Source organism: Pseudomonas sp. Leaf434, assembly GCF_001425545.1.
GTDB classification, from domain to species: Bacteria; Pseudomonadota; Gammaproteobacteria; order Pseudomonadales; family Pseudomonadaceae; genus Aquipseudomonas; species Aquipseudomonas siliginis.
This window is the reverse complement of sequence record NZ_LMQZ01000001.1, coordinates 1,737,046-1,763,154: the sequence shown is the minus strand read 5'-3', so window position 1 is coordinate 1,763,154 and position 26,109 is coordinate 1,737,046. Positions and strand designations below refer to the sequence as shown.

General features: G+C 62.0%; 21 protein-coding genes. 3 read left to right on the top strand and 18 right to left on the bottom strand.

Annotated elements, in window-relative coordinates; genetic code table 11:
- Positions 1 to 38: 38 nt before the first annotated feature.
- The 18 genes from ASG55_RS07810 to ASG55_RS07725 all read right to left on the bottom strand — a co-directional run bounded on the left by ASG55_RS07810 (position 39) and on the right by ASG55_RS07725 (position 21,804).
- Positions 39 to 2,150, bottom strand: coding sequence for an ATP-binding protein (locus ASG55_RS07810; protein ID WP_056785178.1), 2,112 nt, complete (start codon positions 2,148 to 2,150; stop codon positions 39 to 41).
- A 135-nt stretch (positions 2,151 to 2,285) separates the two neighbouring features.
- Positions 2,286 to 2,975, bottom strand: coding sequence for a GntR family transcriptional regulator (locus ASG55_RS07805; protein ID WP_016774461.1), 690 nt, complete (start codon positions 2,973 to 2,975; stop codon positions 2,286 to 2,288).
- A 517-nt stretch (positions 2,976 to 3,492) separates the two neighbouring features.
- Positions 3,493 to 6,570 carry an error-prone DNA polymerase gene (locus ASG55_RS07800; protein WP_056785175.1) on the bottom strand — a complete coding sequence of 1,026 codons (3,078 nt, stop codon included), beginning with the start codon at positions 6,568 to 6,570 and terminating at the stop codon, positions 3,493 to 3,495.
- Positions 6,567 to 7,982: a Y-family DNA polymerase gene (locus ASG55_RS07795; protein ID WP_056785172.1), complete on the bottom strand. Its 1,416-nt coding sequence runs from the start codon at positions 7,980 to 7,982 to the stop codon at positions 6,567 to 6,569. Before ASG55_RS07795 ends, ASG55_RS07800 begins: the two co-directional genes overlap by 4 nt.
- A 5-nt stretch (positions 7,983 to 7,987) precedes the next feature.
- On the bottom strand, positions 7,988 to 8,605 hold the full coding sequence (gene imuA / locus ASG55_RS07790; protein ID WP_041478676.1) for a translesion DNA synthesis-associated protein ImuA: 618 nt from the start codon (positions 8,603 to 8,605) through the stop codon (positions 7,988 to 7,990).
- On the bottom strand, positions 8,605 to 9,222 hold the full coding sequence (gene lexA / locus ASG55_RS07785; RefSeq protein ID WP_041478675.1) for a transcriptional repressor LexA: 618 nt from the start codon (positions 9,220 to 9,222) through the stop codon (positions 8,605 to 8,607). The genes imuA and lexA overlap by 1 nt, the downstream gene beginning before the upstream one ends.
- A gap of 179 nt (positions 9,223 to 9,401) precedes the next feature.
- Complete coding sequence (locus tag ASG55_RS07780; protein ID WP_056785168.1) at positions 9,402 to 9,689, bottom strand: DUF971 domain-containing protein; 288 nt, start codon at positions 9,687 to 9,689, stop codon at positions 9,402 to 9,404.
- Complete coding sequence (locus ASG55_RS07775; RefSeq protein WP_056785166.1) at positions 9,686 to 10,648, bottom strand: HEAT repeat domain-containing protein; 963 nt, start codon at positions 10,646 to 10,648, stop codon at positions 9,686 to 9,688. Before ASG55_RS07775 ends, ASG55_RS07780 begins: the two co-directional genes overlap by 4 nt.
- Positions 10,645 to 11,493 (bottom strand): ABC transporter ATP-binding protein, encoded by an 849-nt coding sequence (locus ASG55_RS07770; protein WP_056785164.1) that lies wholly within the window; start codon positions 11,491 to 11,493, stop codon positions 10,645 to 10,647. The genes ASG55_RS07775 and ASG55_RS07770 overlap by 4 nt, the downstream gene beginning before the upstream one ends.
- Positions 11,493 to 12,272: an ABC transporter permease gene (locus tag ASG55_RS07765; protein WP_056785162.1), complete on the bottom strand. Its 780-nt coding sequence runs from the start codon at positions 12,270 to 12,272 to the stop codon at positions 11,493 to 11,495. The genes ASG55_RS07770 and ASG55_RS07765 overlap by 1 nt, the downstream gene beginning before the upstream one ends.
- Before the next feature lie 445 nt (positions 12,273 to 12,717).
- A complete protein-coding gene (locus tag ASG55_RS07760; RefSeq protein ID WP_177342711.1) occupies positions 12,718 to 14,142 on the bottom strand; it encodes an ABC transporter substrate-binding protein in 1,425 nt (474 codons plus the stop codon).
- A gap of 211 nt (positions 14,143 to 14,353) precedes the next feature.
- On the bottom strand, positions 14,354 to 14,599 hold the full coding sequence (locus ASG55_RS07755) for a 4Fe-4S dicluster domain-containing protein (protein ID WP_003225615.1): 246 nt from the start codon (positions 14,597 to 14,599) through the stop codon (positions 14,354 to 14,356).
- Between the two features lie 27 nt (positions 14,600 to 14,626).
- Positions 14,627 to 16,357 (bottom strand): fumarate reductase/succinate dehydrogenase flavoprotein subunit, encoded by a 1,731-nt coding sequence (locus tag ASG55_RS07750; RefSeq protein ID WP_056785159.1) that lies wholly within the window; start codon positions 16,355 to 16,357, stop codon positions 14,627 to 14,629.
- Positions 16,354 to 17,106 carry a GntR family transcriptional regulator gene (locus tag ASG55_RS07745; RefSeq protein WP_056785156.1) on the bottom strand — a complete coding sequence of 251 codons (753 nt, stop codon included), beginning with the start codon at positions 17,104 to 17,106 and terminating at the stop codon, positions 16,354 to 16,356. Before ASG55_RS07745 ends, ASG55_RS07750 begins: the two co-directional genes overlap by 4 nt.
- A gap of 225 nt (positions 17,107 to 17,331) precedes the next feature.
- The gene (locus ASG55_RS07740) at positions 17,332 to 18,297 is read right to left on the bottom strand and encodes a Gfo/Idh/MocA family protein (protein WP_056785153.1); all 966 of its coding nucleotides are present in this window, start codon (positions 18,295 to 18,297) and stop codon (positions 17,332 to 17,334) included.
- A 9-nt stretch (positions 18,298 to 18,306) separates the two neighbouring features.
- Complete coding sequence (locus ASG55_RS07735; protein ID WP_056785150.1) at positions 18,307 to 19,194, bottom strand: Dyp-type peroxidase; 888 nt, start codon at positions 19,192 to 19,194, stop codon at positions 18,307 to 18,309.
- A gap of 74 nt (positions 19,195 to 19,268) precedes the next feature.
- Positions 19,269 to 20,006, bottom strand: a complete 738-nt coding sequence (locus tag ASG55_RS07730) for a DUF72 domain-containing protein (protein ID WP_164488342.1) — start codon at positions 20,004 to 20,006, stop codon at positions 19,269 to 19,271.
- Positions 20,007 to 20,016: 10 nt separating this feature from the next.
- On the bottom strand, positions 20,017 to 21,804 hold the full coding sequence (locus ASG55_RS07725) for a thiamine pyrophosphate-requiring protein (RefSeq protein ID WP_056785147.1): 1,788 nt from the start codon (positions 21,802 to 21,804) through the stop codon (positions 20,017 to 20,019).
- A gap of 180 nt (positions 21,805 to 21,984) precedes the next feature.
- Here ASG55_RS07725 and ASG55_RS07720 point away from each other — a divergent pair, with 180 nt between their 5' ends.
- From ASG55_RS07720 to ASG55_RS07710, 3 genes are all read left to right on the top strand, one after another.
- Positions 21,985 to 22,488, top strand: a complete 504-nt coding sequence (locus ASG55_RS07720; protein WP_082530268.1) for a cupin — start codon at positions 21,985 to 21,987, stop codon at positions 22,486 to 22,488.
- Between the two features lie 229 nt (positions 22,489 to 22,717).
- Entirely contained in the window at positions 22,718 to 23,557 is an 840-nt protein-coding gene (gene yghU / locus ASG55_RS07715; RefSeq protein WP_041478663.1) for a glutathione-dependent disulfide-bond oxidoreductase, read from the top strand.
- 268 nt (positions 23,558 to 23,825) lie between these two features.
- A complete protein-coding gene (locus ASG55_RS07710) occupies positions 23,826 to 25,994 on the top strand; it encodes a TonB-dependent siderophore receptor (RefSeq protein WP_056785140.1) in 2,169 nt (722 codons plus the stop codon).
- The last annotated feature ends 115 nt before the right edge of the window (positions 25,995 to 26,109 follow it).

Below are 26,109 nucleotides of genomic sequence, written 5' to 3'. Positions count from 1 at the left end.
CGGCCTGCCTTGATTGAAAAACTGGGCAGCGCTCGGCATCAGGTGCCGAGCACCTCGCAAATCATCTGCAGTAAGGCTTGCGGGCTGTAGGGTTTGCCGAGCAGATGCGTATCGGGGCTGAGCTGGTGGTCGCGGGAAATGATGTCGCGGGTATGCCCGGAAGTGAACAGCACCGGTACCGGCGGTGTCTGCACCTTGGCCCACGCGGCCAGATCGGAACTCTTGATCAGGCCGGGCATGACCACGTCGGTGAAGATCAGATCGATCTCGATGCCTTCCAGCAGCATCTGCATGGCCACGTCGCCATTGCACGCGGTCATCACCCGATAGCCTTCTTCGCGCAGCAACTCCACCGCCGAAGCGCGCACCGCGTCATTGTCTTCCACCACCAGAATGGTTTCGTGGCCGCCGCTCTTGCGCTCTCCGACACTGGCGGTCTCTTCACGAACCGGACGCAGACTGCGCGGGAAATACAACTGCACCCGCGTGCCTTCGCCGAGCTTGCTGTCGATCTCGACGTGGCCGCCACTCTGTTTGACGAAGCCAAAGACCATGCTCAAACCGAGCCCGGTGCCCTGGCCGTCGGCCTTGGTGGTGAAAAACGGTTCGAAAACCTGTTCCAGCATTTGTGGGGCAATGCCCACGCCGGTGTCGGTGACCGCCACGCGCACATACTCACCGGACGCGATGCCCTTGCCGACGCAGTATTCGCTGTCCAGACAGACATTGGCGGCGCTGAGGCCGATAACGCCCTCGCCTTTCATCGCGTCGCGGGCGTTGATGGCCAGATTGAGAATCGCGTTTTCCAGTTGGTTGCGATCGACGTTGATGTGCCAGGGCTGCGGCGGCAGTTGCACGTCGATCTGAATGGTTTCGCCCAATGCACGTTGGAGTAATTCGCCCACGCCTTCGAAAATTTGCTCTGGATTGCACACGGCCGGTGACAGCGGTTGCCGCCGGGCAAAGGCCAGCAGTTGCGAAGACAGTTTGGCACCGCGTTCGACCGCCGCCAGCGAAGCCACGACCCGGCGTTGTACGTTGGCATTGTTGGGCTCATGTCGGGCGAGCAGATGCAGGTTGCCGGCGATGACTTGCAGCAGATTGTTGAAGTCGTGGGCAACGCCACCGGTCAGGCCGCCGATGGCTTCGAGCTTCTGCGATTGGCGAAGTTGTTCCTCGGCTGCCAGCCGCGCATTCACTTCGGTGGCCACTCGCTGTTCGAGATTACGGGTGAATTTGAGCAGTGATTCTTCGGCGTTTTTGCGCTCATGGATGTCGATCAGCACACCGGGAAAGCGAAACGGTTTGCCTTGCTCATCGAACTCGCAGGCACCACTGGCCAGCACCCACAAATACTGGCCGTCGGCCCGCTGCACGCGGTATTCAGCGTTGTACGGCTCGCCAGTGCGCACGCTATGGGCAACTCGCTCCTGCACCCACCGATGATCTTCGGGATGAATGCGCGATTCGGCGATCTCTTGTTGCAGATCGCTCAGGTCCTGATCCGGCGGGTAGGAAAAGGTGCGGGCGAAACGTTCGTCAGCGGAGAAGCGATTGTTCTTGATGTCCCAGACAAACGAGCCAAGCAGTGCGCCGGCATTCAGCGCCAGACGCACGCGCTCGTTGTCGGCGCGATAGGCATCTTCGGCCGCCTGACGCAGGCGTTCGGAATGCACCAGTTCGGTGGTTTCGACCACCATCGCCATGACGCCGCCGGGCACGCCTTCGTCGTTGGCCACCGGGCTGTAATACAAGTCCATCCAAACGTCTTCGGGCACGCCGTCGCGCAGCAATACCAGCTCTTTGTTGCGATAGGACAAGGTGCCGCCGGCCAGGCAAGTGTCAACGACGTGGCGGTTGAATTCGGCGACTTCCGGCCAGCCCAGCTCTACCGGCACGCCAAGCAGATAGGGATGGCGGCCACCGGCGAATTCGGAGTAGGCGTCGTTGTAGATCATGTAGCCGGCATGGCCCCAGAGCATCACCATCGGCAGCGGCGAAGCCAGCATCAGCTGCACGGTGTTACACAGGCTGGCCGGCCAGTCGGCGAGCGGACCCAGTTCGGTGAGGCTCCAGTCGAACGCACGGATGCGTCCGGCCATTTCGCCTTTCCAGCCCTCACAGCCGTGGCTTTCGGATAAAAACTGCATCGCCTGACTCAGTGTCCTTTTTTGCGGTTTTCCGATCTATCGCAACGCTACAACGACGCGACGCCCGTGTGTTTCGAGGCCCTGAAAACGCATTGGTTTCATTGGAGGTATAGCCGATTTGCGACACAGGGCCATTCAGACGCCAATCAAGTGTTTGAGTGGGTGATAGCCGGTTTTCATTTTTGCAGCAACGTCGAGAATCGCCTTCTCGATTCCGTTGAGGTGCGTGCAGGTCAGCTCGATCGCGGCGCTCTGATTACCGGCCTCGATGTACTCAAGCAAACGCAGGTGTTCATCGTCGCGGCAGGCTTGATGACTGTCGTCATCGAGCGCGGCGGCATACAGCGAAGCGCGCGAGATCAGCTTCTGGAACCAGTCAAGCAGCACCGGATTGTTCAGGCTGCGCGCCAGTTTGAGGTGGAATTCGCCGAGCAGATGGATCAGCCGTTCATGGTCGCCGGCCGCATGGGCGGCATCCTCCAGCAACAAGTGCTCACGCAGATCCTGCATGGCAACGCTGTCTTTGCGCCGGCACAGTTCGGTGACGATGCCGATTTCGATCAGCCGCCGGGTTTCGAACAGCGAACGCAGTTCTGCGTCACTGGGCAGCGACACCGATGCACCTTTGTTGGGCTCAGTGGTGACCAGACCATCGGCTTCCAATTGCTTGAGCGCAGCACGAACCGACGTGCGGCTGACATTGAACAACTCGGCCAGCGACGCCTCACCCAGCTTCATGCCCGGGCGCAACGAACGCTTGCTGATCGCCGCGTAAACCCCTTGGTAGACGCGATCGACCGTGGTTTCCAGTTTCTTTTCGCTCATTCGAACACTCCTTTGGCGTCGGGCAATTCATCCTGGCAGTGGCTGGCCATGGAGTTGATCGGGTTCCCGTACCGGTGTGAAGCGCAGAATATCTGCCTTCGGCCCAAAGGTGCAGCCTTTTGATTTATCTCGATTTTGGATAAACAGCCAAAACCTGTGGGAGCGAGCCTGCTCGCGAAGGCGGCGGCACGTTAGACATCGTCGTTGCCTGACACTGCGCTTTCGCGAGCAGGCTCGCTCCCACACTGATACGGGGTAAATCCACCATCTTCATCGCAACCAAATTCCCTGTGGGAGTGAGCTTGCTCGCGAAGGCGGCGGCACGTTCGACATCGTCATTGCCTGACAGCCCGCATTCGCGAGCAGGCTCGCTCCCACACTGATACGGGGCAGATCGACCATCTTCATCGCAACCAAAGTCCCTGTGGGAGCGAGCCTGCTCGCGAAGGCGGCGGCACAGTCAACATCGTCATTGCCTCAGACTGCGCTTTCGCGAGCAGGCTCGTTCCCACAAAGGTCAGTGGAAATCCCGGCTCTGCACGTGAATGCCGTTGAGCAGCGGGCTAAGGTCGCTCATGCGCCCGGCGATCAGGTGGCGCACATCGCCTTCGCGTTCCCAGCGGCCGTCGACCTTGAGCAATTGCGACCCCACCAGCACTTGGCGCTGACGCTCGGCCAGGTCACGCCAGACCACTACGTTGACGTTGCCGAACTCGTCTTCCAGGGTCACGAACGTCACGCCGCTGGCCGTACCGGGGCGCTGTCGGCCGGTGACCAGACCGGCCACGCTGACCGGCCGGCCATGTTCGATATCCATCAATTCCCGCGAGCTGCGGCAACGCCGGGCTTGCAACTCGCCACGCAACAACGCCAGTGGATGCGGCCCCAGCGTCGTCCCCACGGTCGCGTAATCAGCATGCAGGTCTTCGCCAACGCTGGGTTTGGGCAGGACGATTTTGACTTCTTCTTCGTTGGGCAGGCCGGCGAACAGGCCGAGTTGTTTCTGCACCCCGGCCACTTCCCAACGCGCACGATGACGGTGCCCGGCCAGACCGCGCAAAGCGCCGGAGTCTGCCAGCAAGGCCTGCGCACGACTGTCGAGGGCGGCGCGCTCACCCAGGTCAGCGACATCGGCAAACGCCCCGTGTCGGCGCGCGGCTTCGATGCGCCGTGCGTCCTCTTCGCGAAAACCCTTGATCATGCGCAGGCCCATGCGAATCGCCGGTTGCCCGGCACTCAGCGGCTCGAGGCTGCAATCCCAGTCGCTGGCGCGCACGTCCACCGGACGGATCTGCAATTGGTGCCGCCGCGCGTCCTGCAGAATCTGGTCCGGACTGTAAAAGCCCATCGGCCAACTGTTGATCAATGCACAGGCGAACGCCGCCGGCTCGTGGCATTTCAGCCAGCAACTGGCGTAGGTCAGCAAGGCGAAACTGGCGGCGTGGGATTCGGGGAAGCCATAACTGCCGAAGCCTTTGATCTGCTCGAAGATCTGCGCGGCGAATTCCGGTGTGTAGCCGTTCTTTTTCATCCCGGCGGCGAGACGCTCCTTATGCGGCTCCAGTCCGCCATGGCGCTTCCACGCGGCCATGGAACGGCGCAGTTGATCGGCCTCACCGGGGCTGTAGTCGGCAGCGACGATGGCGATCTGCATGACCTGTTCCTGAAACAGCGGCACGCCCAGGGTTCTTTTGAGTACGACTTCGAGCGCTGGCGACGGATAGGTTTCCGCCTCTTCCTTGTTACGTCGGCGCAGGTAGGGATGAACCATGCCGCCCTGAATCGGCCCCGGGCGGACGATCGCCACTTCAATCACCAGATCGTAGAACGTCTGCGGTTTCAGGCGCGGCAACATCGACATCTGCGCCCGCGACTCGATCTGGAACACGCCGACGGTATCGGCGCGACTGATCATTTCGTAGGTCGGTTTGTCTTCAGGTGGAATCGTCGCGAGTGTCAGGTTCAGATCACGATGCCGGCGCAGCAGATCGAAGCAGCGGCGAATCGCACTGAGCATACCCAAGGCGAGAATATCCACCTTGAGCAGGCCGACCGCATCGAGGTCGTCCTTGTCCCATTGGATGATGGTGCGATCGGCCATGGCTGCGTTTTCCACTGGCACCAGGGTGTCCAGCGGTTGCTCGGAAATCACGAAACCACCGGGATGCTGCGACAGGTGCCGGGGGAAGCCGATCAGTTGCCCGGTCAGGCTCAGTACCCGGCGCAGCACCGGACTGTCCGGGTCGAAGCCACCTTCGCGCAAACGTTCCAGCGGCGGCGTTTCATCGCTCCAGCGCCCGCAGCAATCGGCCAGCGCGTTGATCTGATCCGGTGGCAGGCCGAGGGCCTTGGCCACATCGCGCACGGCACCGGTGGCGTGATAGGTGCTGACCACCGCGGTCAGCGCCGCACGTCGCCGGCCATAACGGTTGAACACGTATTGCAGGACTTCCTCGCGGCGCTCGTGCTCGAAATCGACATCGATGTCCGGCGGCTCGTTGCGCTCTTTGGACATGAAGCGTTCGAACAGCAGCGTAGTGCGATCCGGATCGATCTCGGTGATGCCCAGGGCAAAACACACCGCCGAGTTGGCGGCCGAACCACGGCCCTGACAGAGGATGTTCTGCGTGCGGGCAAAGCGCACCACGTCGTGCACGGTGAGGAAGTAGCTTTCGTAGCCGAGTTCAGCGATCAATTGCAGCTCGTCATCGATCTGCTTGAGCACCTTGGCCTGAGGCCCTTTCGGCCAGCGCCAGGCAATGCCCTCCTCGGTCAGATGACGCAACCAGGAACTGGCATTGTGGCCCTTGGGCACCAGCTCTTTCGGATATTGATAGCGCAGCTCGCTCAGATCGAAGGTGCAGCGCTGGGCCAGGTTGACCGATTCCTCGAGCAAGGCCGGCGGATACAATTCGCGCAGCACATCAAGGCAACGCAAATGCCGCTCGCCATTGGGATGCAGGCGCAAACCCGCTTCGGCCACGGGGACGTGATGACGGATCGCGGTCATGGTGTCCTGCAAGGCACGGCGCCCCCGGGCATGCATGTGCACATCGCCGCTGGCCACGGCTGGAGTCTGCAGCTCAGCCGCCAGAGCCAACAATGCCGCGAGCCGCTGCTGATCGTTCTGCCCGCGATGCAGTTGCACCGTGAGCCACAGGCGGTCGCCGAAGGTTTGTTTCAGCCAGCGTCCTTCTTCCCGGTCATCCACTGAGTCCGGCACCCACAACACCAGCAAACCCGGCAGCGCTTCGGCGAAGTCTTCGCGCAGCAGCTGATACTGGCCTTTCTGCGTACGCCGCCGGGCCTGGGTGATCAAGCCGCACAGGGCCTGATAACCAGCAAGGTTTTCCACCAGCAGTACCAGTTTCGGGCCGTTGTCGATGCGCACCTCGCTGCCGATGATCAGCGGCAACTCCACGGACTTCGCCGCTTGCCATGCACGAACGATCCCGGCGAGGGTGCACTCGTCGGTGATCGCCAGTGCCTGATAGCCGTGCTTTTTCGCCCGCTGAAACAGCTCCAGCGCGCTGGAGGCACCGCGCTGGAAACTGAAATTCGACAGGCAATGCAGTTCGGCGTAATCGGCACTCATGCGAACCAGCCTTGCAGCCACAGCGCGCCGCCCTCACCCACAGCGCGCCAGGCCCAGCCCTGCTGACCGGCGCGGTTCTGGATCAGGTAGTAATCACGCCGCACGTCGCCACCGTCCCACCAACCGGATTCGATGCGCTCCGGCCCCATGAGAATCCGCGCCGAACCTTCCGGCACGCTCTGCGGTTCGTTGAGCAGCCAGCCCGGGCGCTGGACGCTGGGCAAACCTGTGCAAGGCTGTTTGTCGACGCCATTCTGCCACGCGCACTCGGGGCGATGATCGGCCTGAAAGCGCAAGCCCTGCACCGCGTCATCACCCAGCCGTGCGCGCAGACGTTCGCGCAATTGCTCCCAGGGCAAGGTCTGCTGCGGGCGGTCGTCGAACAGCTCCTGATATTGCGGAACGAAACTCGGCAGGTCTTCGGCGCGCAAGCGAAAACCACGCACCGGTGCCTCCACCTGAACTTGTTCCAGCCGGCCACGGGCCAGTTCGAAGAGCATCGCCGCGTCACGCTCGGCGCTGAGCAGGCCGACCTTGATCACTGTGTCCGGCAGCCCGGCGTGTTCCAGATGCAGGTCGAAACGCTGCACGCCACTGTCGCGCCCGCAGAGGAACGCCGACAAATCGCCGGTCAAGCGCCGTAACGGGAATAGCAAGGCTTGATGGGATTGCACGTCGAAATTCAGTTCGATGCGGATATCGAAACGGTCGGGCGGCAGATAGAACGCCAGCGCCAGAGGGCGTGCGCCGAACAGCGTGTCGAGGTGCTTGAGCATCTGCGCTTCGAAACGCCGGGCCAGTGCCTGGCGTGGCAGGCTTTGCACCTGACTGAGATTGCGCAGGCCCATGCGCGACAACGCCGTGGCGACATTCGGCTCCAGCCCGACGCGGTCGACCGGCAATTGCCCGAGATGATGCTGCAAGGCCTCGCCGTCCGGCACCACCAGGCCATCGTAGGCATTGGCCAGCACTCGCGCCGCCACCGGGTTCGGCGCGGCGACGATGCGATGACGAAAGCCCAGGTCTTTCAACTCCTGGCGCAGGCGAGCTTCAAATTGCGGCCAGGTACCGAACAGTCCGAGGCTGGATTCGATCTCGAACACCACGGTACGCGGGTAATGCACGCTGACTTGCGCGCTGAAACGGTAGGCCCATGCGGCGAGAAACTGCTGCCAGTGCTCGACCTCGGCCACCTCATAATCGGCGGTGGCAAAGCCTTTGCTCATGGCTTGCGCGGCGGTCATCGACATGCCAGGGCGCAGGCCGAGTTTGCGTGCCGCCGGATTAACCGCTTGCAGCACTCGCCGCTGGGCCGGGCCGCTGAGCAGCACCAGCGGCTCTTCAGGGTCGGGCCGCTGACGCAGCACAGCGTCGAGGGCCAGTTGCGGAAAGAGAATACATACCCAGCGCATGACGATCAGTGCCCCACGGCAAAGGCAATCGGCGCCGCACGCGCCAGCCCGCCACGGCATTTGAGTACGCGGAGTTGCGCCGGTTTGGCATCGATGGCTATGCGCAACGCTGCCGGTGACGGGTTGACCGCCTCGCTCAACGGGCGCCAGGCAAAGGCCAGGGTCTGGCCGGTTTCCGCCGCTACCTGCAAACGCCGCAAAGCACGGTCGTCGGCCTTGTTCGGCCAGCACAGCACCGCGCCGCAACTGCCCGAGCGCAGACACTGCTCCGCCGCCCACAAGGCATCGCGTTCGCTGGCCTGAATCACCGACAACTGGCGCAAATCGACCCCGGCATTGGCCCAGGCCTGCGGGTACGGCACGAACGGCGGCGCCACCAGCACGATGCGCTCACCGGCCGCGGACAATCGCGCCAGGGTTGGCCAGACCAGTTGCAGCTCGCCGACACCAGGGCCGGCGAGAAGGATTTCGCTCAGCGCCGCTTCCGGCCAGCCGCCGCTGGGCAGAGCTGCGTCCAGTCCCGCATGCCCGGTCGGCTGCGGACTCGCCGCCGGTGGCGCAGGCCTGCCGCGCCAGACCTGGCCGCCATTGAACAGCGTATCCAACGCAACGACGGCGCCCATCAGCCTTGCCTCACCAGACCACAGAACACGCCTTCAATGGCCAGATCCTGATCATCACGCACGACAATCGGCTTGTACGCCGGGTTGCGCGGCAGCAGGCGCACTTCATCCCCGACCCGTTCGAAGCGTTTGATGGTGACTTCACCGTCCAGACGCGCAACGACGATCTGGCCGTTCAGCGCCTCGGGATTGCGCCGCACACCGACCAGATCGCCATCGAGAATGCCGTCTTCGATCATCGAGTCGCCCTGCACCCGCAGCATGTAATCCGGGGTGCGGGAGAACAGCGCCGGGTCGAGCAGCAAACGGTTATGGATATCGGCATCGGCGCCAATCGGCGCGCCGGCGGCCACACGACCGAGTACGGGGATCTCCAGCAGCTCCGGACGCGATGGCTGGCCGAGCAAACGAATGCCCCGGGCCTGATGCGGATTGACCTCGATGAAACCGGCTTCGGTGAGCGCCAGCACATGCTTGCGCGCCACGCTGCGCGAGGCAAAACCAAAAGCCTCGCTGATTTCAGCGAGGCTTGGGGGCTGACCGTGCTCAGCGATGCGATCGCGGATAAAGGTCAGAATGGCGGTACGGCGGGGAGTCAGATTGGTCATGGAGTACATTTGTACTCCTGTGGGAATTTCCTGACAAGAACCGCCAGTCGGCGCATGCCGACGCAGGGAGCTGCAATCAGATGAATCTGATCGTTCCCACGCTCTGCGTGGGAATGCCTCAAGGGACGCTCCGCGTCCAGTGACGCGGAGCGTCACGGGCTGCATTCCCACGCGGAGCGTGGGAACGATCAAATAGGCGAAGAACCCAGTTGCGCCAGGTACTCCCACGGATAAATCCCGCGTTGATGCCCGTCGCTGAACACCAGTTGCACACCATACCCCTGCGGGTTGAGTTCGATCAGACGCACGCGCTCATCGACCAGCGGCGTGACGCCGCGCAGGCGAAATGCGCGGCATTGCGAGCAAGGGCATTGCCGGCGCAGATCGGCATGCTTGAGCAGCGATTCGCGCCCGTCCGGCCAGCTCAGGTGTAACGTGCGCTCACTCTGCGAGTTGCCCACCGACAGCGGAGTCATTGCAGCTGACTCAACGCGATGCGCACGGCTTTGCGCACTTCCGGGTCGCCGTCGTCCTGCGCTGCCTGCAACGCGGCCACGGCGCCGCGATCGTTCAACTCTCCAAGCGCCAGCGCGGCCTCCTTGCGCAGGTTGCTGATGCGGTGGCCGAGGGTGTCGATCAGCGCGTCCAGCGCCGGGACGAAACGTAGACGACCGAGGCTGCGAGCGGCGCGCAGGCGCACTTGCCAGTAATCATCGCTCAGCGCTTCGACCAAGGTCGGGCCGGCGTCGCTGTGGCCAACCTTGCCCAGTGTCGTCGCGGCTTCTTCGCGCACTTGCCAGGCGGGGTCGTGCAAGGCCTGGCTCAGCGCCGGCAACACTTCGGCGCCACTGGCCAGACCGAGCGCACCCGTCGCGGCGCGGCGCACTTCGGTGTCCGGGTCGTCGCTGGCCAGGCGCGCCAAGGCTGGCAGCGCGTCGAGCTGTTTGAGCCAGCCGAGCACGCCAACCGCTTCGCGCCGAACATGAGCATCGGCATCTTCCAATGCCGCGACAGCAGCCGGCGCGGCCTCGGCAAAGCGCAATTCTCGCAACGCCCGAAATGCGGCGATGCGCACACTGACATCGGCATGTTCGGTCCACGGCAGAATCACGCGCCCCGCCGCTGCAGTCTTGAGCAGGCTCAGGCTTTGCGCCGCTGCCGATTGCACAGCGGGCGACGTATCCGTCAGCGCTTCGCACAAGGCTTGCACGACCGCATCGTCCTCCCACGCTTCAAGCAATCGCGCAGCTTCAGCGCGAACATCCTCGGCAGGATCCTGACGAAGTCGATCAACCAGCCAGAGCAAGCCATCCGGTTCTTCGAGATCGGCCAGATCGATCAGGGCAATGCGCCGCACGCCGGCGTCTTCAGCCGTCAGGCGCGGATGCAGGGCGAGGATGTCTTCGTTGTCGGTCACAGCAAAAATAGAGGTCATAAGGCAAATCGCGGCAAAGGGTTTTCAGGAGGCAGGCCGAGCGGATTGAGGCGCGGCAGCGGTCGGTCGTTGTCGTGGCGCAGCAGGTCGAGGCAGTGGCGCTTGAGGCGAGCGAATTCCGGGCTGGTGACCAGTTCGCTGGTGCGCGGACGCGGAAAGTCCAGAGGCAAGTCTTCGATGATTCGCCCCGGTCGCGCGCTCATTACCAGCAAGCGGTCGGCTAGAAACAGCGCCTCGTCAATGTCGTGGGTGACGAAAACCACCGTGGTGCGGATGCGCGTCCAGATGTCCAGCAGCAGTTCCTGCATGTTCAGACGGGTCAGCGCATCCAGCGCGCCGAACGGTTCGTCCATCAGCAACAGTCGCGGGCGATTGACCAGCACCCGGGCGATTTCTACCCGTTGCTGCATGCCCCCAGAGAGCTGATCGGGCCAGCGCTCGGCGAAGCCTTCGAGGCCGACCAGTTTGAGAATGTCGTCAGCGGCGCGATGGCGCTCAGCCTTGCCGACCCCGCGCATCTTCAGGCCGAAGGCGACGTTGTCGCGCACCGTGCGCCACGGGAACAGCGTGTGGTGCTGAAACACCATGCCGCGCTGCGGCGACGGGCCGGTCACCGCGCTGCCGTCGACTTTCAAGCTGCCGGTACTGGCATTCAAGTGTCCGGCCAGGGCGCCGAGCAAGGTCGACTTGCCGCAACCGGAGGGGCCGAGAATGCACACGAACTGGCCGGATTCGATCTGGCAATCGAGGCCCTGCACCGCTTCGAAGGCTTCGCGGCCCTGGCCGAGGACGATGGACAACTGGCGAATGTCGATCCGCCCTGCCGGGGTTTGCATCACGCTCATCAGGCTTTGCCTCGCGGTCGATGCCAAGGCGTGAACAAGCCGCCCAGGCGTTTGATCAGCCAACTGCTGCCCATGCCCAACACGCCGATCAGGAGCATGCCGACGACAATGTCGGCGTAGTTCTGAATGGTGTAGGACTCCCAGGTGTAGTAACCGATGCCGAACTGCCCGGAGATCATTTCCGCCGTCACCAGACAGAACCACGACGTGCCCATGCCGATCGCCAGGCCAGTGATGATGCTCGGCGCAGCGCCCGGCAGGATTACTTCCAGCAGAATCGCCCGACGCCCTGCCCCGAGGCTCTTTGCCGAGGCGATCAGGCGTGGATCAACGCGTTCGACGCCGTGCACGGTGTTGAGCAGGATCGGGAACAGCGCGCCAGTGAAGGTGATGAAAACCATCGACAACTCCGAGGACGGAAACATCAGGATCGCCAGCGGAATCCACGCCACGGCGGGGATCGGGCGCAGGACTTCCAGCGGTGGCAGCAAAATGTCTTCAGCCCATTTCGACCGGCCGATGGCCAGGCCCAGGGCGATGCCGATGATCAGCGCCGCCAGATAGCCGGCGAAGACGCGGCCGAGGCTGCTGCTCAAGTGCTGCCAGAGTTTGCCCGAGTCGCCCAGGCCCAGTGCGGCTTCGATCACCGCCAGTGGCGTCGGCACGTTGGCAAAGGTGACCAGGCCGAGGTTCCAGTCGTGGCTGGCGGCGAGTTGCCAGAAGAGCAGGCAGAGCAGCAGTGAGGCGGCTCTTGATGTCCAGCGCAACGGTGTTTTCATAGTCCGGTTTCCAGTTCGGGTTCTGTGTGATGGCTGAGATTTACCCCCTCACCCCAGCCCTCTCCCCCAGGGGGGCGAGGGGGAAAGGGAGCCGATTTGCGTGCTTTTCACGACCTGAGTTCGACTCGGTACTTCACGTCGGCGTATCTCTCACCAACAACTTGGTCAGTCCCCTCTCCCTCCGGGAGAGGGTTAGGGTGAGGGGCTTTTGATCTCAGCGCTTGCAGACCTGAGTTCGACTCGGTACTTCACGTCGGCGTATCTCTCACCAACAACTCGGTCAGTCCCCTCTCCCTCCGGGAGAGGGTTAGGGTGAGGGGCTTTTGATCTCAGCGCTTGCAGACCTCAGTTCGACTCGGTACTTCATGTCGGCGTATCTCTCACCAACAACTCGGTCAGTCCCCTCTCCCTTTGGGAGAGGGTTAGGGTGAGGGGCTTTTGATCTTCAGCGCGCAGCAACAACCTGCGCAGTCGCATCGCTGAAGTCGAACACCTTGCCACCCTGCGCCGCAGCGTATTGCTGGGCCTGGCCCTTGAGCAGAAATGCGCTGAGGCGACCCTTGGCATCGCTGGCAAACCACGCTTGTTCGGCGAGCAACTTGATCCCGCTGTCACTGGCCTGCGCATACACCGCACGAATGTTCTTGCCCTCCTGCTTCAACCCCGCCAGCGCGGTGAACGCCGCTTCAGCCGAGCCGTAACGGCGGACTTTTTCCTCACCGCGCACCCAGATTTCCGCGACATGGCTGACGTCGGTGATGGCATTGCCCGTCGCCGCATCCACACCCGGCAATGGCGTCTGCGCGTAGTTGGCCAGTTGCGCGGTGTAATCTAGATTTGAGGCCTTGAAGGCGGCGCGGATGTACTGGTCGTCGATGAAGCTGTTCAGGTCGAGCCCGCGATCGGCTTTCTTCAGCAGCTTCAAGGTATCGATGGCGGTACCGACAGCCTGGCGGTATTCAGGTTTCCAGCTCAGGTCGCGGGTCTGTACGCCGAGCGGGCCGTGAAACAGGTAGTTGACCTCGGCATCGACGCCGGTGACTTTGGCGATCAGTTCGCTGTACTTCTCGGGTTCGGCGGCAAGCAGTTGGTTGGCTTCGATGCTCGCGCGCAAATAGGCGACGACGATTTCCGGGTACTTCCTGGCGTAGGCCTGATCCACCAGTGCGCCATGGAAAGTCGGCGCGTTGGCCTGGGCGCCGTCGTAGATCTTGCGGGCGAAACCACGGCTCGGGAACAGCTCGGCGAAGGGCACGAAATCGGCGTGGGCGTCGATCTTCCCGGCCTGCAATGCCGAGCCGGCGACTTCCGGTGGCTGGGCGATGATGTTGACATCCTTAAGCGGGTCCCAGCCCTGCTCTGCCACGGCGCGCAGCAACATGCCGTGAGCCGTCGAGGCGAACGGCACCGAAATGGTCTTGCCCTTGAGTTCGCTCAGGCTCTGCACCGACGAAGCGCTCGGCACGACGATGCCGTTGCCGCTGCCCTTGATGCTGCCCGACAGCACGCTGATGAACAGGCTGTGCTTGCCCGCTGTTTCGAACGCCACACCATTGAACGCACCGGGGAAATCGGCCATGGCGCCAAAGTCGAGCTTGCCGGCGACCATCTCGTTGGTCAGCGGCGCGCCACTGGTGAAATTCTTCCATTGCACGTCGTACTTCGCGTCTTTGTAGGCGCCATCGTGGGGCAGGTATTTTTCCAGCAGCCCCAGTTCCCTGATCAACAGGCCACCGGCGGCGCAGTTGATGGTGGTGTCCTGAGTGCCGATGGCGATGCGGATGGTTTCGGCCGAGGCCGACAAGGTGAATGAAGCCAGTACCAGACCGGCAAGTGCTGCACGCAACATGAGTGTTTCCCCTCGAATCATTTGTTTGAAGTTCGTCTCCGCCGCGATCAGGGCGCGGTGGGAAACGAGGGGTGTTTTGCATTCAGCGTCCGGGGTTCACCGGATGGCTATTGGATAATCACAATTGCAATGTGGGAGCGAGCCTGCTCGCGAAGGCGGCGGGTCAGTCACCATCATTGTTGAACGAACGATTGCTTTCGCGAGCAGGCTCGCTCCCACAATGGATTTGGGGTCAACGCAACAAATAGGGGATGTCGACCTTCACCGCCCCAGTCGGGCAATCCTTCTCGCACGGCATGCAGTACCAGCATTCATCGAACGCCATGTAGGCCTTTTGCGTGGCCGGGTTGATCGCCAGCAGGTCCATCGGGCAGACGTCGACGCACACGGTGCAGCCCTTTTCGGCGATGCATTTGTCCTCGTCCACGGTGACCGGCGCGTTGGAGCGGAAGAAGATTTCCTGAGCTTGATAAGCCATGGTTCGGACTCTCTTTCTAGTGATGCATCAAGCGGCGAAGGCGCCGACCCGCAGGCGGTGATAGGCCTGCATTTCTTCGGCATCGAGCGGGATGATGTAGGGCTCGACGGCTTTCTTGAAACTGGTCATCTGGCCGTCCTCGCCCTTTTTCAGATGGCAGTGGCAGAACCAATCGGCGTCGTTGCGTTGCGGGTGATCGACGCGATAGTGGTACAAGCCCCAGCGGCTTTCGGCGCGGAACAACGAAGCGCGGGCGGCCATTTCGGCGCAATCGCGGATCACGCTGGTTTCCATCGCTCGCATCAGTTCGTGAGCATTGCTGGCCTTCATCTGCTCAAGATCGCGTTCGATGTCGCTGAAACGCTGCAGGCCGATCTGCATCTTCTTGGTCACTTTCGGCGGTTGCAGGTAGTCGTTGACGAAGCGGCGCAGCTTGTATTCCACCTGCGCCGGTGGCAGGCCGTGTTCGCGGTCGAGCGGCGCGTAGACCCGGGCTTTTTCCTTGGCGATCTGCTCGCTGTCCAGTGCGGAAAACTCGCGGCCGGCGACAAACTCCGCCGCGTTGTGCCCGGCGAACCAGCCGTAAGTGAACGCGCCAAGCATGTAATTGTGCGGCACCGCAGCCATGTCGCCGGCCGAATACAAGCCTTTCACTGAAGTCTCGGCACGCTCGTTGACCCACACACCGGACGCCGAGTGGCCGCTACAAAAGCCGATTTCCGAAATGTGCATTTCAACCATCTGCGTGCGGTAGTCGGTGCCACGGTTGGCGTGGAACTGGCCACGGCTCGGGCGCTCATTGCTGTGCAGGATTTCCTCGATGTTCTGGATGGTTTCCTCGGCCAGGTGATCGAGTTTGAGGAACACCGGACCGTTGCCGCTCTCCAGTTCCTGATGGAACTCCCACATCATCTGCCCGCTCCAGTAGTCGCACTCGATGAAGCGTTCGCCCTTGTTGTTGGCGGTGTAGCCCCCCAGCGGGCCGGTGACGTAGGCGCAGGCCGGGCCGTTGTAGTCCTTGATCAACGGGTTGATCTGAAAGCACTCGAGATTGGCCAGTTCGGCGCCGGCGTGATAGGCCATCGCGTAGCCGTCGCCCGCATTGGTCGGGTTCTCGTAGGTGCCCATCAAGTAGCCAGACGATGGCAGGCCGAGGCGTCCGGCCGCGCCGCAGGCGAGAATCACTGCTTTGGCCTTGATCACATGGAAGTCGGCGGTGCGGCAATCGAAGCCCATAACACCGTTGACCGCGCCCTCCTTGTCGGTCAACAAACGCGTGCAGACCAGGCGATTGGTGATGCTCACCCGCGCACGTTTCAACTGCCGATACAGGACTTTCTTGATGTCGTGCCCTTCCGGCATCGGCAGCACATAGGCGCCCATGTGGTGGACCTTTTTCACCGCGTAGTCGCCGGTCTCGTCCTTCTCGAACTTCACGCCCCAGCGGTCGAGTTGTTCGATGGTTTCAAAACTGTGCGTCGCATAGGCGTAGACCGCCGCCTGATTGACGATGCCGTCATTGGCGATGGTGATTTCCTTGGTGTACTGCTCCGGTGTCGAGTGGCCGGGAATGATCGCGTTGTTCAGGCCGTCCATGCCCATGCTGATCGCGCCGCTGCGCTTGACGTTGGCCTTGTCGACCAGCAAAACGCGCAAATCGCGGTTCTTCTCTTTGGCCTTGATCGCCGCCATCGGCCCGGCCGTGCCGCCGCCAATCACGACGATGTCGTATTCCTGTTCTAGAACGTTGCGGGTCATGCCTGCTCCCCTTTTTGCCGGTCGATCCGCAGGCGGTACTGGAACGCATCGCCACGGTAATAAAGGTGTTCGAAGTCCAGCGGCTGGCCGTGGGCATCGTGGGTCAGGCGCTCGATGCGCATGATCGGCGAGCCCGCTTCGACGCTGAGTGCCTGGGTCAGGTCGCTGTCGGCCAGCACCGCATCGATGGCCAGATCGGCGTGGCCGAGGGCGATGCCGCAGTCGTTTTCCAGAATCAGAAAGATGTCGCGGGTGACCAGATCGGCCTTCTCCAGCCGCTCGCCGACGTCTTTGGGCAGGTAGGTGATTTCCAGCGAGATCGGCTCGCGGTTGATCAGGCGCACGCGTTTGATCTGCGCGACGATTTCACCCTCGGCCACCTGCAGACGCTCGGCCACACGCTTGTCGGCCGGAATGAATTTGAAACTGCGCAGGCGGTTGATCACTTCATAACCGCGCCCGGTCATCGACTCGGCGAGGCCTTGCAGGCTGCTGACGTTCTGAAAGGTTTTCGGCTTGGCGACGAAGGTGCCCTTGCCATGGATTTTGAAGATCAGCCCTTCTTTCTGCAGATCGCCCAAGGCCTGGCGCACGGTGATGCGGCTGACTTTGAACAGCGCACCGAGTTCGCTTTCGGAAGGCATTTGACTGTCTTGCGGGTATTCACCGTCGAGAATCCGCGCACGCAGAACGTCGCGCAGTTGGGTGTGCAGCGGAACGCTACTGAGGGAGAGAACGTTATCGGTCATCACGGGATCACTTGTCATAACGAGTTATGACGTGATCTTAGAGATGTGATGACGAGGTTGAGAAATATTGTTTGGGCATAACCTTAGATGCGTGTTGCGCCGGAAGACCTGTGGGACATCTGTGGGAGCGAGCCTGCTCGCGAAGGCGGTGTGTCAGTCACCAAAATACTGACTGACAGGATGCTTTCGCGAGCAGGCTCGCTCCCACAGGGGATCGTGAGCTATTCAGCGTTTGAGTATCCGGTCCATGACCCAGTCGGTCTTGACGGCTTGCTCGGCCACGGCGGGATGCTGTGAATCACCCCGAATATGCGCATTCATCCCCAGCACGTGATGCCACTGGATATGCTCATGGTGGACGATTTCCAGGCTGATCTGCTCATCGGCAAACAGCTGCACCGGATGCTCGTCAAACACCGAAAAACCGATCCGCCCTTTGCTGCCGATAATCTCGACGCGATCCTCACGGCGGTCCGCAACAAAGTTCCAGCAGCCCATGCCCAGCGCTCCGGAAGCGAACCGCCACGTGGCGCTGACCGCATCTTCGGCGGCGTACAGACCCGCCTGACGCGCGGTGAAACCGGCGACCTCAACGATGTCGCCAAGCAGATACTGGAACAGGTCCAGGCCATGGCTGGCCAGGTCGGCAAAGTAGCCGCCGCCAGCCACCGCAGGGTCGGTGCGCCAATTATCGCGACCCTCAAGATCAGCCGGCGACGGCGCTTTGGTCAGCGTCCAGCTCATATGCCGGACATCACCGATGCGGCCCTCCTCCAGCCAATGCCGCACCTGGGCAAAGCGCGGTAGCGAGCGGCGGTAATACGAGACGAACAAGTGCAGACCGGCAGCGACAAACGCTTGCTGCATCTCGCGGCTTTGCCCGGCGTTGAGCGCCATGGGCTTTTCCACGCAGCAATGCTTGCCGGCGGCGGCGACTTTCAGGCTGTAGGCATGGTGGCTGTCGGGCGGCGTGGCGATGTACACCGCGTCCACCTCGGGATCGTTGATCAGCGCATCGACATCGGTGTAGACGCGACTAATGCCGTGGCGCGCAGCGTAGTCGGTCACCGCTTCGAGGCGACGGCCCATTACCGCAATCAGCGCCGAACCGGGCGCCTTGTAAAAGGCCGGCCCGCTCTTGCGTTCAGCGACGCTACCGCAACCGATCATGCCCCAGCGCACCACGTTCATCTTCAGTCCTCAGCCGATGCGCAGCGCGCGCAGATCAAGGCGTCCGTCCTTGAGCGGCGGGCACCAGTAGTAGCCGCCGGTGATTGGTCGGCTGATCTGGTACAAGCCATCGGCAATACCGTCTTCCAGACCGCTCATACGGCGCAGCTGCGCTTCGAAGGCATCGAGGGAGAAACCGAAAGCGAGGAACATCAAACCGGCACGATCGCCTTCGATCCACGGCATCGAACGGCGCACGACGAACGCTTCCGGCGCGAAGCTTTCCTGCGCGGTGCGTTTAACGTGGGCGGAGATCGGCGCGTCGTCGATTTCTTCGTTATCGCTCAAGCGCCGCCCCATGATGTCGTCCTTGGCACCGGCAGACAGGCGATGAAAGCCCTTGAGGTCGTGCTGCCATTGCTGGATCGCGGCGAAGCTGCCACCGACCAGTCCATCAGCACCACTGCTTAGCAGTGCGGCGGCGACAGCGGCGTCATCGTGGGGGTTTTCCGTGCCGTCTTCGTAACCGGTGAGGTCGTGGCCGTCCATGTGGCGGAAGGCTTCCTGCATCTCGACCAGACGCAAGGCCGGGGCCAGCGCGGCTTCGATAGCGTTGCAGCGGTTGAGCAGCTCACCACGGTCAACACCGTGCAGCCAGATCCACAGGGCATGCTGGGTCGACGGGTTATTCACGCCAACTCCGGTCAGCGCCGGGAAGCTGCGCAGGCCATCGATCTCTACGTTCAGCGCCTTGGTCAACGACTCACCAAAGCCAACCACCGCCGACTTGCCATCCACCAGCATCAGCAGGTTGTCGATCGCCTGCGGCAAGGCTTCAACCGACGCCAGGGCGAAAAACAGATGACGTGCTTGCGCAGGAACAGGGGTAGCGAGAATGCCCGGCTGGTAGTAACTCATGTGAACTCCTTGAAAAAGTGCGCGGAGTTTACCTGTAGCCGGATCGTTTGTGTGGGTAACGAGAGCGTCGTCGTTCAGCGTTCACCGCCTTCGATCAACGCCCTCAATGCCAGCGCATCGGCGGTGGCGGCACCGCTGGCGGTGTTGTCGAAGATGCACCAGATGTCTCTGCCGTCGGCCTTCGCGCGCCGCAGGTTCTGAGCGAGCTGTTGCAGATAAGCCGCTTCATAAGCGCTGTGATAAATCCGTGGCGAGCCGTGCAGGCGCCAATACTGCAGGCCTTGCCATCCACCCGGCGCGGTGTCGCTGCTGATCCGCGAGGGATCGACCACTGCCTGGGCAATCTGCAAATCCACCAGCATTGCCTCTGCCTCAGTCCACGATTCGTGTCGTGGCTCAAGCACCACACTGCCTTTGTACCGCTCGCGCAGGGCACGAAAAAACGCCTCGGCCACCGGAGCATCGAAAGCAAGTTTCGGTGGCAGTTGCACCAGCAGGCAGCCGAGTCGATCACCCAAGCCCTGGCACTGTCCGAGAAACTCATCGAGCGCGGCCGCGCTGTCCGCCAGCCGCTGTTCATGGGTGATGAGCTTCGGCACTTTCACGGCGAAGCGAAAGTCCGGCGCCACCGAATCAGCCCAGCGCTCGTAGGTCTGACGCCGATGCGGGCGGTAGAACGAGCTGTTGATCTCCACACAGTTGAAGCGCGCGGCGTAGCGTTGCAGGTGCGTGCCCTCGGCGGGGAATGCCGGCCAGTGCTCGCGGCCGAGACTCCAGCCGGCGCAACCGATAAAGATCGCTGGCTCGTTCAAGCGCCCACCGTCATTTTTTCCCGGGCAACACGGCGCCGAGCACCTGCTTGGCGGTCTGCACAATCACCCCGGCTTCATCCGGATCACCCTTGAGCAGGGTCGTGGCGAACTTCTTCGCTTGCTCAAGCTTGATGTGCGGCGGCAGCGGCGGCACGTTCGGGTCGGTTTTGAACTCGATCAGCACCGGCACTTCCGAGGCGAGTGCCTGTTCCCACGCAGCGGCGACCTCTTCTTCACGATCAACAAAAATGCCCTTGAGGCCAATGGAGATCGCGAACAGGTGATACGGCACATCGGGAATGCTCTGCGACGCTTCGAACTTCGGATCGCCCTCCATCACCCGCTGCTCCCAGGTAACCTGGTTGAGATCCTCGTTGTTGAACACCGCGCAGATCCATTTCGGGCTCTGCCATTGCCGCCAGTATTTGGCGACGGTGATCAGCTCGGCCATGTTGTTCATCTGCATCGCGCCATCGCCGACCAGGGCAATGACCGGGCGTTCCGGGTAGGCAAATTTCGCCGCGATCGCATACGGCACCGCCGCGCCCATCGAGGCCAGACCACCGGACAACGAGCATTTCATGCCGCGACGGATTTTCAGGTCACGGGCGAACCAGTTGGCGCAAGAGCCGGAATCGCTGGTGATGATTGCCTGCTCAGGCAAGCGCGGTGACAACTCGTAGACCACTCGTTGCGGGTTGACCGGATCGGCTTTGGCCATGGCGCGTTTTTCCAGGGTTTTCTCCCAGCTGCTGCGCCAGCCTTCGATCTTCTTGCGCCATTTGTTCGAGGTTTTCTGTTCCAGCAATGGCAGCAACGCGGCAAGAGTTTCCGCTGAATCACCGACCAGATTGACCTCCATCGGATAACGCAGGCTGAGCATGTCCGGCTGCAGATCGATTTGAACCCCGCGCGCCTGGCCTTCCTTGGGCAGAAACTCGGAATACGGGAAGCCCGAACCGATCATCAGCAAGGTGTCGCATTCGCTCATCAGCTTGTAGCTGGGCTCGGTGCCAAGCAGGCCGATGCTGCCGGTCACCCACTGCAAGTCATCGGGGAGTGCCGCTTTGCCGAGCAGAGCCTTGGCGACACCGGCGCCAAGTTTTTCCGCCACGGCGATGACCAGATCGGTCGCCTCCAGCGCACCGGCACCGACCAGAATCGCGACTTTCTCGCCGCTGTTCAGTACCTCGGCGGCGCGTTGCAGATCGGCTGCATAAGGAACGACTTTCGGCTTGCTGTAGCCGACGCCGGAATGCGCGGTGCCATGGGCGCGCGCCGGTTGTTCGTAAGGCAGATCCTGCAAGTCATTGGGCAGAATCAGCGCGGTGACGCGGCGCTCGCCGACGGCGGTACGCACGGCGCGATCAAGCAGATGACGCACTTGCGATGGTGCCGAAGCCTGCTGCACAAAAGCCCCGGCGACGTCTTTGAACATCGACACCAGATCCAGCTCCTGCTGGTAGTGACTGCCCAGCGCCGTACGCGCCTGCTGACCGACAATGGCCAGCACCGGCATGTGGTCCATGCGCGCATCGTAGAGGCCGGTGATCAGGTGCGAAGCGCCGGGACCGGAGGTGGCGATGCACACGCCCAGCTCGCCGGTGAACTTGGCGTGGGCCGAGGCCATGAACGCAGCCATTTCCTCGTGCCGTGCCTGAACGAATTCGATCTTGCCTTTGGTCCGGCTCATGGCGCCGAACACGCCGTTGATGCCATCCCCTGGATAGCCAAAAATCCGCGTCACGCCCCATTCGCTGAGCCGCTCAACCAGAAAATCACCTACTGTCATCGTCATCTTGACCCTCGCCATTTACCGCTGCATGGACATGTAAGGGTCTGGACAGCCCGGTGCGCGATGAAGTTTCGCTGGATTTTCCGGGCATCAACATCGGCGCCGTGTTTGCGCGGCAATGATTTTTTGAGGCGTGCGCCCTGCTCTGTGGTCGATTGAGGAATGATCGAAGGAGGATGGGCCATGACTGAAGTACAAACCCTGCTGCTGCAACGCAATGACTGGGTGCCGAACAATCCGCGTCTGCCAGTGCTGATCTACCGCAGCGCGATTGCCGTTGAAGGCGACGATCCGGCGGCGCGCTTCGAGCAGACCTTCGGCGCCAATGGCTGGCCGGCGCAGTGGCGCTACGGCATTTATGACTATCACCACTATCACACTGAAGGCCACGAAGTGCTTGGCGTGGCGGCCGGTCAGGCGCGGTTGATGTTGGGCGGGCCTGACGGGCAAGCCGTCGACGTCAGCGCCGGGGATGTGTTGTTGCTGCCGGCGGGAACCGGGCACTGCAATCTGGGATCGAGTGAGGATTTTCTGGTGGTGGGTGCTTATCCGCCGGGGCAGCAGGCGGACATTTGCCGGGCCGCGCCGAGTGATGCGCAGTTGGCGCAGATCGCGGGGCTGGCGTTTCCTGAGACAGATCCGGTGCAGGGAGTCGGGGGTGCCGTTGGGCGGTATTGGAGCCATTAGGCGCGGCGACCCTGCCGACGCTTTCGCGAGCAGGCTCGCTCCTACAATGAATACGGGTGAACCCTGTTTCTCTGTCCAATACATACCCTGTGGGAGCGAGCCTGCTCGCGAAGGCGGCAGATCGGTTTACATCATTCAATATGAATAACCGCACTCACCGCTGGCACCCGCCGGAAATTTTCCCTACGGTGTCTACCTGTTCTCTCCCAGCATCGACGAGGTCCGTTTCATGAGCAATGCGTCTTACGTTCCGCCCAAGGTCTGGAAACACGAAGCCCCGTCCGGCGGCCACTTCGCCAGCATCAACCGGCCGATCGCCGGGCCGACCCACGACAAGGAACTGCCGGTCGGCAAGCATCCGTTGCAGCTGTATTCGCTGGCCACGCCCAACGGCGTCAAGGTCACCATCATGCTCGAAGAGTTGCTCGCACTTGGCCACAGCGAGGCCGAATACGATGCGTGGCTGATCCGCATTGGCGAGGGCGATCAGTTCTCCAGCGGTTTTGTCGAGGTCAACCCGAACTCGAAAATCCCGGCGCTGCTGGATCGCAGCGTCGAGCCGCCGATCCGGGTGTTCGAGTCCGGCTCGATCCTGCTGTATCTCGCGGAAAAGTTCGGCGCCTTGCTGCCCAAGGATCCGGCCGGTCGTACCGAAACCCTCAACTGGCTGTTCTGGCAAATGGGCTCGGCGCCGTATCTGGGCGGCGGCTTCGGGCACTTCTACGCGTATGCGCCAGAGAAGCTCGAATACCCGATCAACCGCTTCACCATGGAAGCCAAACGGCAGCTGGATGTGCTCAACCGCCGTCTCGCCGACAACACCTATCTGGCCGGCGACGATTACACCATCGCCGACATTGCCGTGTGGCCCTGGTACGGGCAACTGGTGCGCAACAACGTTTACTCGGCGGCGGAATTTCTCGCCGCGCACGAGTACACCCATGTGCAGCGCTGGGCGGAAGAAATCGCCAAGCGGCCAGCGGTCATCCGTGGGCAGCGAGTGAATCGCACCTGGGGTGATGAAGACAGTCAGGTACCGGAGCGGCATGAGGCGAAGGATCTGGACTGATTTCAAAAAAACCGCATAACCCTGTGGGAGTGCCTGCTCGCGAAAGCGTCGTATCAGACAACGCATCTGTTGAATGACACACCGCCTTCGCGAGCAGGCCCGCTCCCACATTTGCCTGCGGAGGCCATCAAATCCAATTGTGAAAAAATCATTAACTAACTGACTCGTACGGGTTTATTCCCCCGGAAACTTCCGACATACTAATGCGAATAATTCTTACATTCACTCGCATTAGTTTCGTTTGGGTAAATCTTGGGGAAGCAGATAGATGTCGTTTCACACCATTCACCGCCGCTCGAACCTTTCACCTAACCTCCTCGCACTCGCCATCGGCATGGCCAGCATCGCTCCTGCGTTGGCTGAAGAAACCGCAGCCACTGCGCCAGCCAATGGCCCGCTGGAACTGCAAGCGACCGAAATCGGCGCTACGCAGATGAGCAGCACCACCGAAGACACGCAGTCCTACACCACCGGCCCGATGCAGACCGCGACCAAGCTGTCGCTGACCATGCGCGAAACGCCGCAGGCGGTGACGGTAATCACTCGTCAGCGCATGGACGACCAGAACATGACCAGCGTCAACGACGTGGTGCGCGGTACGCCGGGGCTGTTCCTCAGCGAGGCCAGCGGCCCGGGCCGGCAGACTTACAAGGCGCGCGGTTTCGACATCGACAACATCATGTACGACGGCCTGCCCAGCTCGTATTCGCCGTACACCCTGGCGGTGCAACCGAACCTGGCGATGTTCGACCGGGTGGAAATCGTCCGTGGCGCGACCGGCCTGGTGACCGGTGCCGGCAACCCGTCGGCGGCGATCAACATGGTGCGCAAGCGTCCAACCGCCGATCAGCGCGTAACCCTCACCGGCGCCGCCGGCAGCTGGGATGACTACCGTGGCGAAGTCGATGCCTCCAGCCCGCTGAACGACAGCGGCACCCTGCGTGGCCGGGTGGTGACGTCGTATCAGGGCGCGGACAGTTTTCGCGACAAGGAAGAAAACGATCACGGCCTGTTCTACGCCATCGGTGAAGCCGACCTGAGTGACAGCACCACCGCGACCCTCGGTTTCTCCCGGCAGAACGACCAGACCAACTATTTCTGGGGCGGCCTGCCGATCGGCGAAAACGGCCACCACCTCGACCTGCCCCGCTCCACCTACCCGGGCACCGATTGGGAAAACCGCAAGCTGCAGGTCGACACCGTGTTCGGTGAAGTCGAACACCGTTTCGACAACGACTGGAAACTGCACCTCGGCGGCTCGACTTCGACAACCGAAGGCGAATTCTCCGGCACGTACCTGTCGCGTTACGACGGCCCGCTGGAAACCACCGCCTACCAATCGCACCACACCGACAAGCAACGCGCCTTCGACGGTTTCGCCAGCGGCCCGTTCGAAGCGTTCGGCCGCACTCACGAACTGGTGGTCGGCGCCAGCAACCGCGTGTACGACGCCACCACCAAGGAATACTCGCCCTACGACACCGGTCTGCCGATCGCCGCGCCCAAGCCTGACTTCGTCCGCAGTGGCAAGTCGCGTAACGTCACCACCCAGGACGCGGTTTACCTGACCACGCGCTTGAGCCTGGCCGACCCGCTGACGTTGATCCTCGGCAGCCGCCTGGACTGGTATGACTACGACGATCGCAGTGCCGACGGTGACTTCAAGGTCACGCGCAACCTGACCCGTTACGCCGGCCTGATCTACAAACTCGATGACCATCACTCGGTCTACGCCAGCTACACCGATATCTTCACCCCGCAAACCCAGAAGGACCTCGGCGGCAAAGTGCTCGAGCCGATCGTCGGTGAAAACTACGAAGTCGGAATCAAGGGCGAATATTTCGACGGCGCGCTGAACGGCAGCGTGGCGGTGTTCCAGATGGACCAGACCAACCGCGCCACCCAGGCGGCGACCCAGCTCGGCTGCCCGGAACTGACCTGCTACGAAACCTCCGGCAAGGTTCGCGCCCAAGGCGTGGACATGGAACTGCAAGGTGCGCTGACCGAGCAATGGCAAGTCGGCGCCGGCTACACCTACACCCGCGCCCACTACATCAAGGACGAAAACCCGGCCAACGATAACCAGAAATTCGACACCGACATGCCCGAGCACCTGTTCAAGGTCTCCACCGTGTACCGCTTCAAAGGCCCGCTGGAAAAACTGCGCGTGGGCGGCAACGTCTACTGGCAGAGCCGCATGTACAACGACATCGCTCTGGCCAATGGCGGCAGCTATCGCCTCGAACAGGGCGGCTACGCGGTCACCGACCTGATGGCCGGTTACGAGGTCAACAAGCACCTCGACCTGCAGGTCAACGCCAACAACATCTTTGACCGCAAGTACTATTCCTCCATCGGTACCGACGTGACCTGGGGCTCGACCGACAACTACGGCACCCCGCGCAGCTACATGATGACCGCCAAGTACAAGTTCTGAGGCGATAGCGCTCAGCAAGCACCGCACAGGGCGCCGGGACTTTTCCCGGCGCCCTTTTTTGCAGGTTCATTAGGCATGGCCGGCAATTACCGATAGTCTCTGGCGACACTTTCGC

Bases quoted from the DNA above. Each gene is read 5' to 3' on its own strand.
- ASG55_RS07810 (WP_056785178.1), bottom strand. From the start codon at position 2,150: ATGCAGTTTTTATCCGAAAGCCACGGCTGTGAGGGCTGGAAAGGCGAA.
- ASG55_RS07805 (WP_016774461.1), bottom strand. From the start codon at position 2,975: ATGAGCGAAAAGAAACTGGAAACCACGGTCGATCGCGTCTACCAAGGG.
- ASG55_RS07800 (WP_056785175.1), bottom strand. From the start codon at position 6,570: ATGAGTGCCGATTACGCCGAACTGCATTGCCTGTCGAATTTCAGTTTC.
- ASG55_RS07795 (WP_056785172.1), bottom strand. From the start codon at position 7,982: ATGCGCTGGGTATGTATTCTCTTTCCGCAACTGGCCCTCGACGCTGTG.
- imuA (WP_041478676.1), bottom strand. From the start codon at position 8,605: ATGGGCGCCGTCGTTGCGTTGGATACGCTGTTCAATGGCGGCCAGGTC.
- lexA (WP_041478675.1), bottom strand. From the start codon at position 9,222: ATGTACTCCATGACCAATCTGACTCCCCGCCGTACCGCCATTCTGACC.
- ASG55_RS07780 (WP_056785168.1), bottom strand. From the start codon at position 9,689: ATGACTCCGCTGTCGGTGGGCAACTCGCAGAGTGAGCGCACGTTACAC.
- ASG55_RS07775 (WP_056785166.1), bottom strand. From the start codon at position 10,648: ATGACCTCTATTTTTGCTGTGACCGACAACGAAGACATCCTCGCCCTG.
- ASG55_RS07770 (WP_056785164.1), bottom strand. From the start codon at position 11,493: ATGAGCGTGATGCAAACCCCGGCAGGGCGGATCGACATTCGCCAGTTG.
- ASG55_RS07765 (WP_056785162.1), bottom strand. From the start codon at position 12,272: ATGAAAACACCGTTGCGCTGGACATCAAGAGCCGCCTCACTGCTGCTC.
- ASG55_RS07760 (WP_177342711.1), bottom strand. From the start codon at position 14,142: ATGATTCGAGGGGAAACACTCATGTTGCGTGCAGCACTTGCCGGTCTG.
- ASG55_RS07755 (WP_003225615.1), bottom strand. From the start codon at position 14,599: ATGGCTTATCAAGCTCAGGAAATCTTCTTCCGCTCCAACGCGCCGGTC.
- ASG55_RS07750 (WP_056785159.1), bottom strand. From the start codon at position 16,357: ATGACCCGCAACGTTCTAGAACAGGAATACGACATCGTCGTGATTGGC.
- ASG55_RS07745 (WP_056785156.1), bottom strand. From the start codon at position 17,106: ATGACCGATAACGTTCTCTCCCTCAGTAGCGTTCCGCTGCACACCCAA.
- ASG55_RS07740 (WP_056785153.1), bottom strand. From the start codon at position 18,297: ATGAACGTGGTGCGCTGGGGCATGATCGGTTGCGGTAGCGTCGCTGAA.
- ASG55_RS07735 (WP_056785150.1), bottom strand. From the start codon at position 19,194: ATGAGTTACTACCAGCCGGGCATTCTCGCTACCCCTGTTCCTGCGCAA.
- ASG55_RS07725 (WP_056785147.1), bottom strand. From the start codon at position 21,804: ATGACGATGACAGTAGGTGATTTTCTGGTTGAGCGGCTCAGCGAATGG.
- ASG55_RS07720 (WP_082530268.1), top strand. From the start codon at position 21,985: ATGACTGAAGTACAAACCCTGCTGCTGCAACGCAATGACTGGGTGCCG.
- yghU (WP_041478663.1), top strand. From the start codon at position 22,718: ATGAGCAATGCGTCTTACGTTCCGCCCAAGGTCTGGAAACACGAAGCC.
- ASG55_RS07710 (WP_056785140.1), top strand. From the start codon at position 23,826: ATGTCGTTTCACACCATTCACCGCCGCTCGAACCTTTCACCTAACCTC.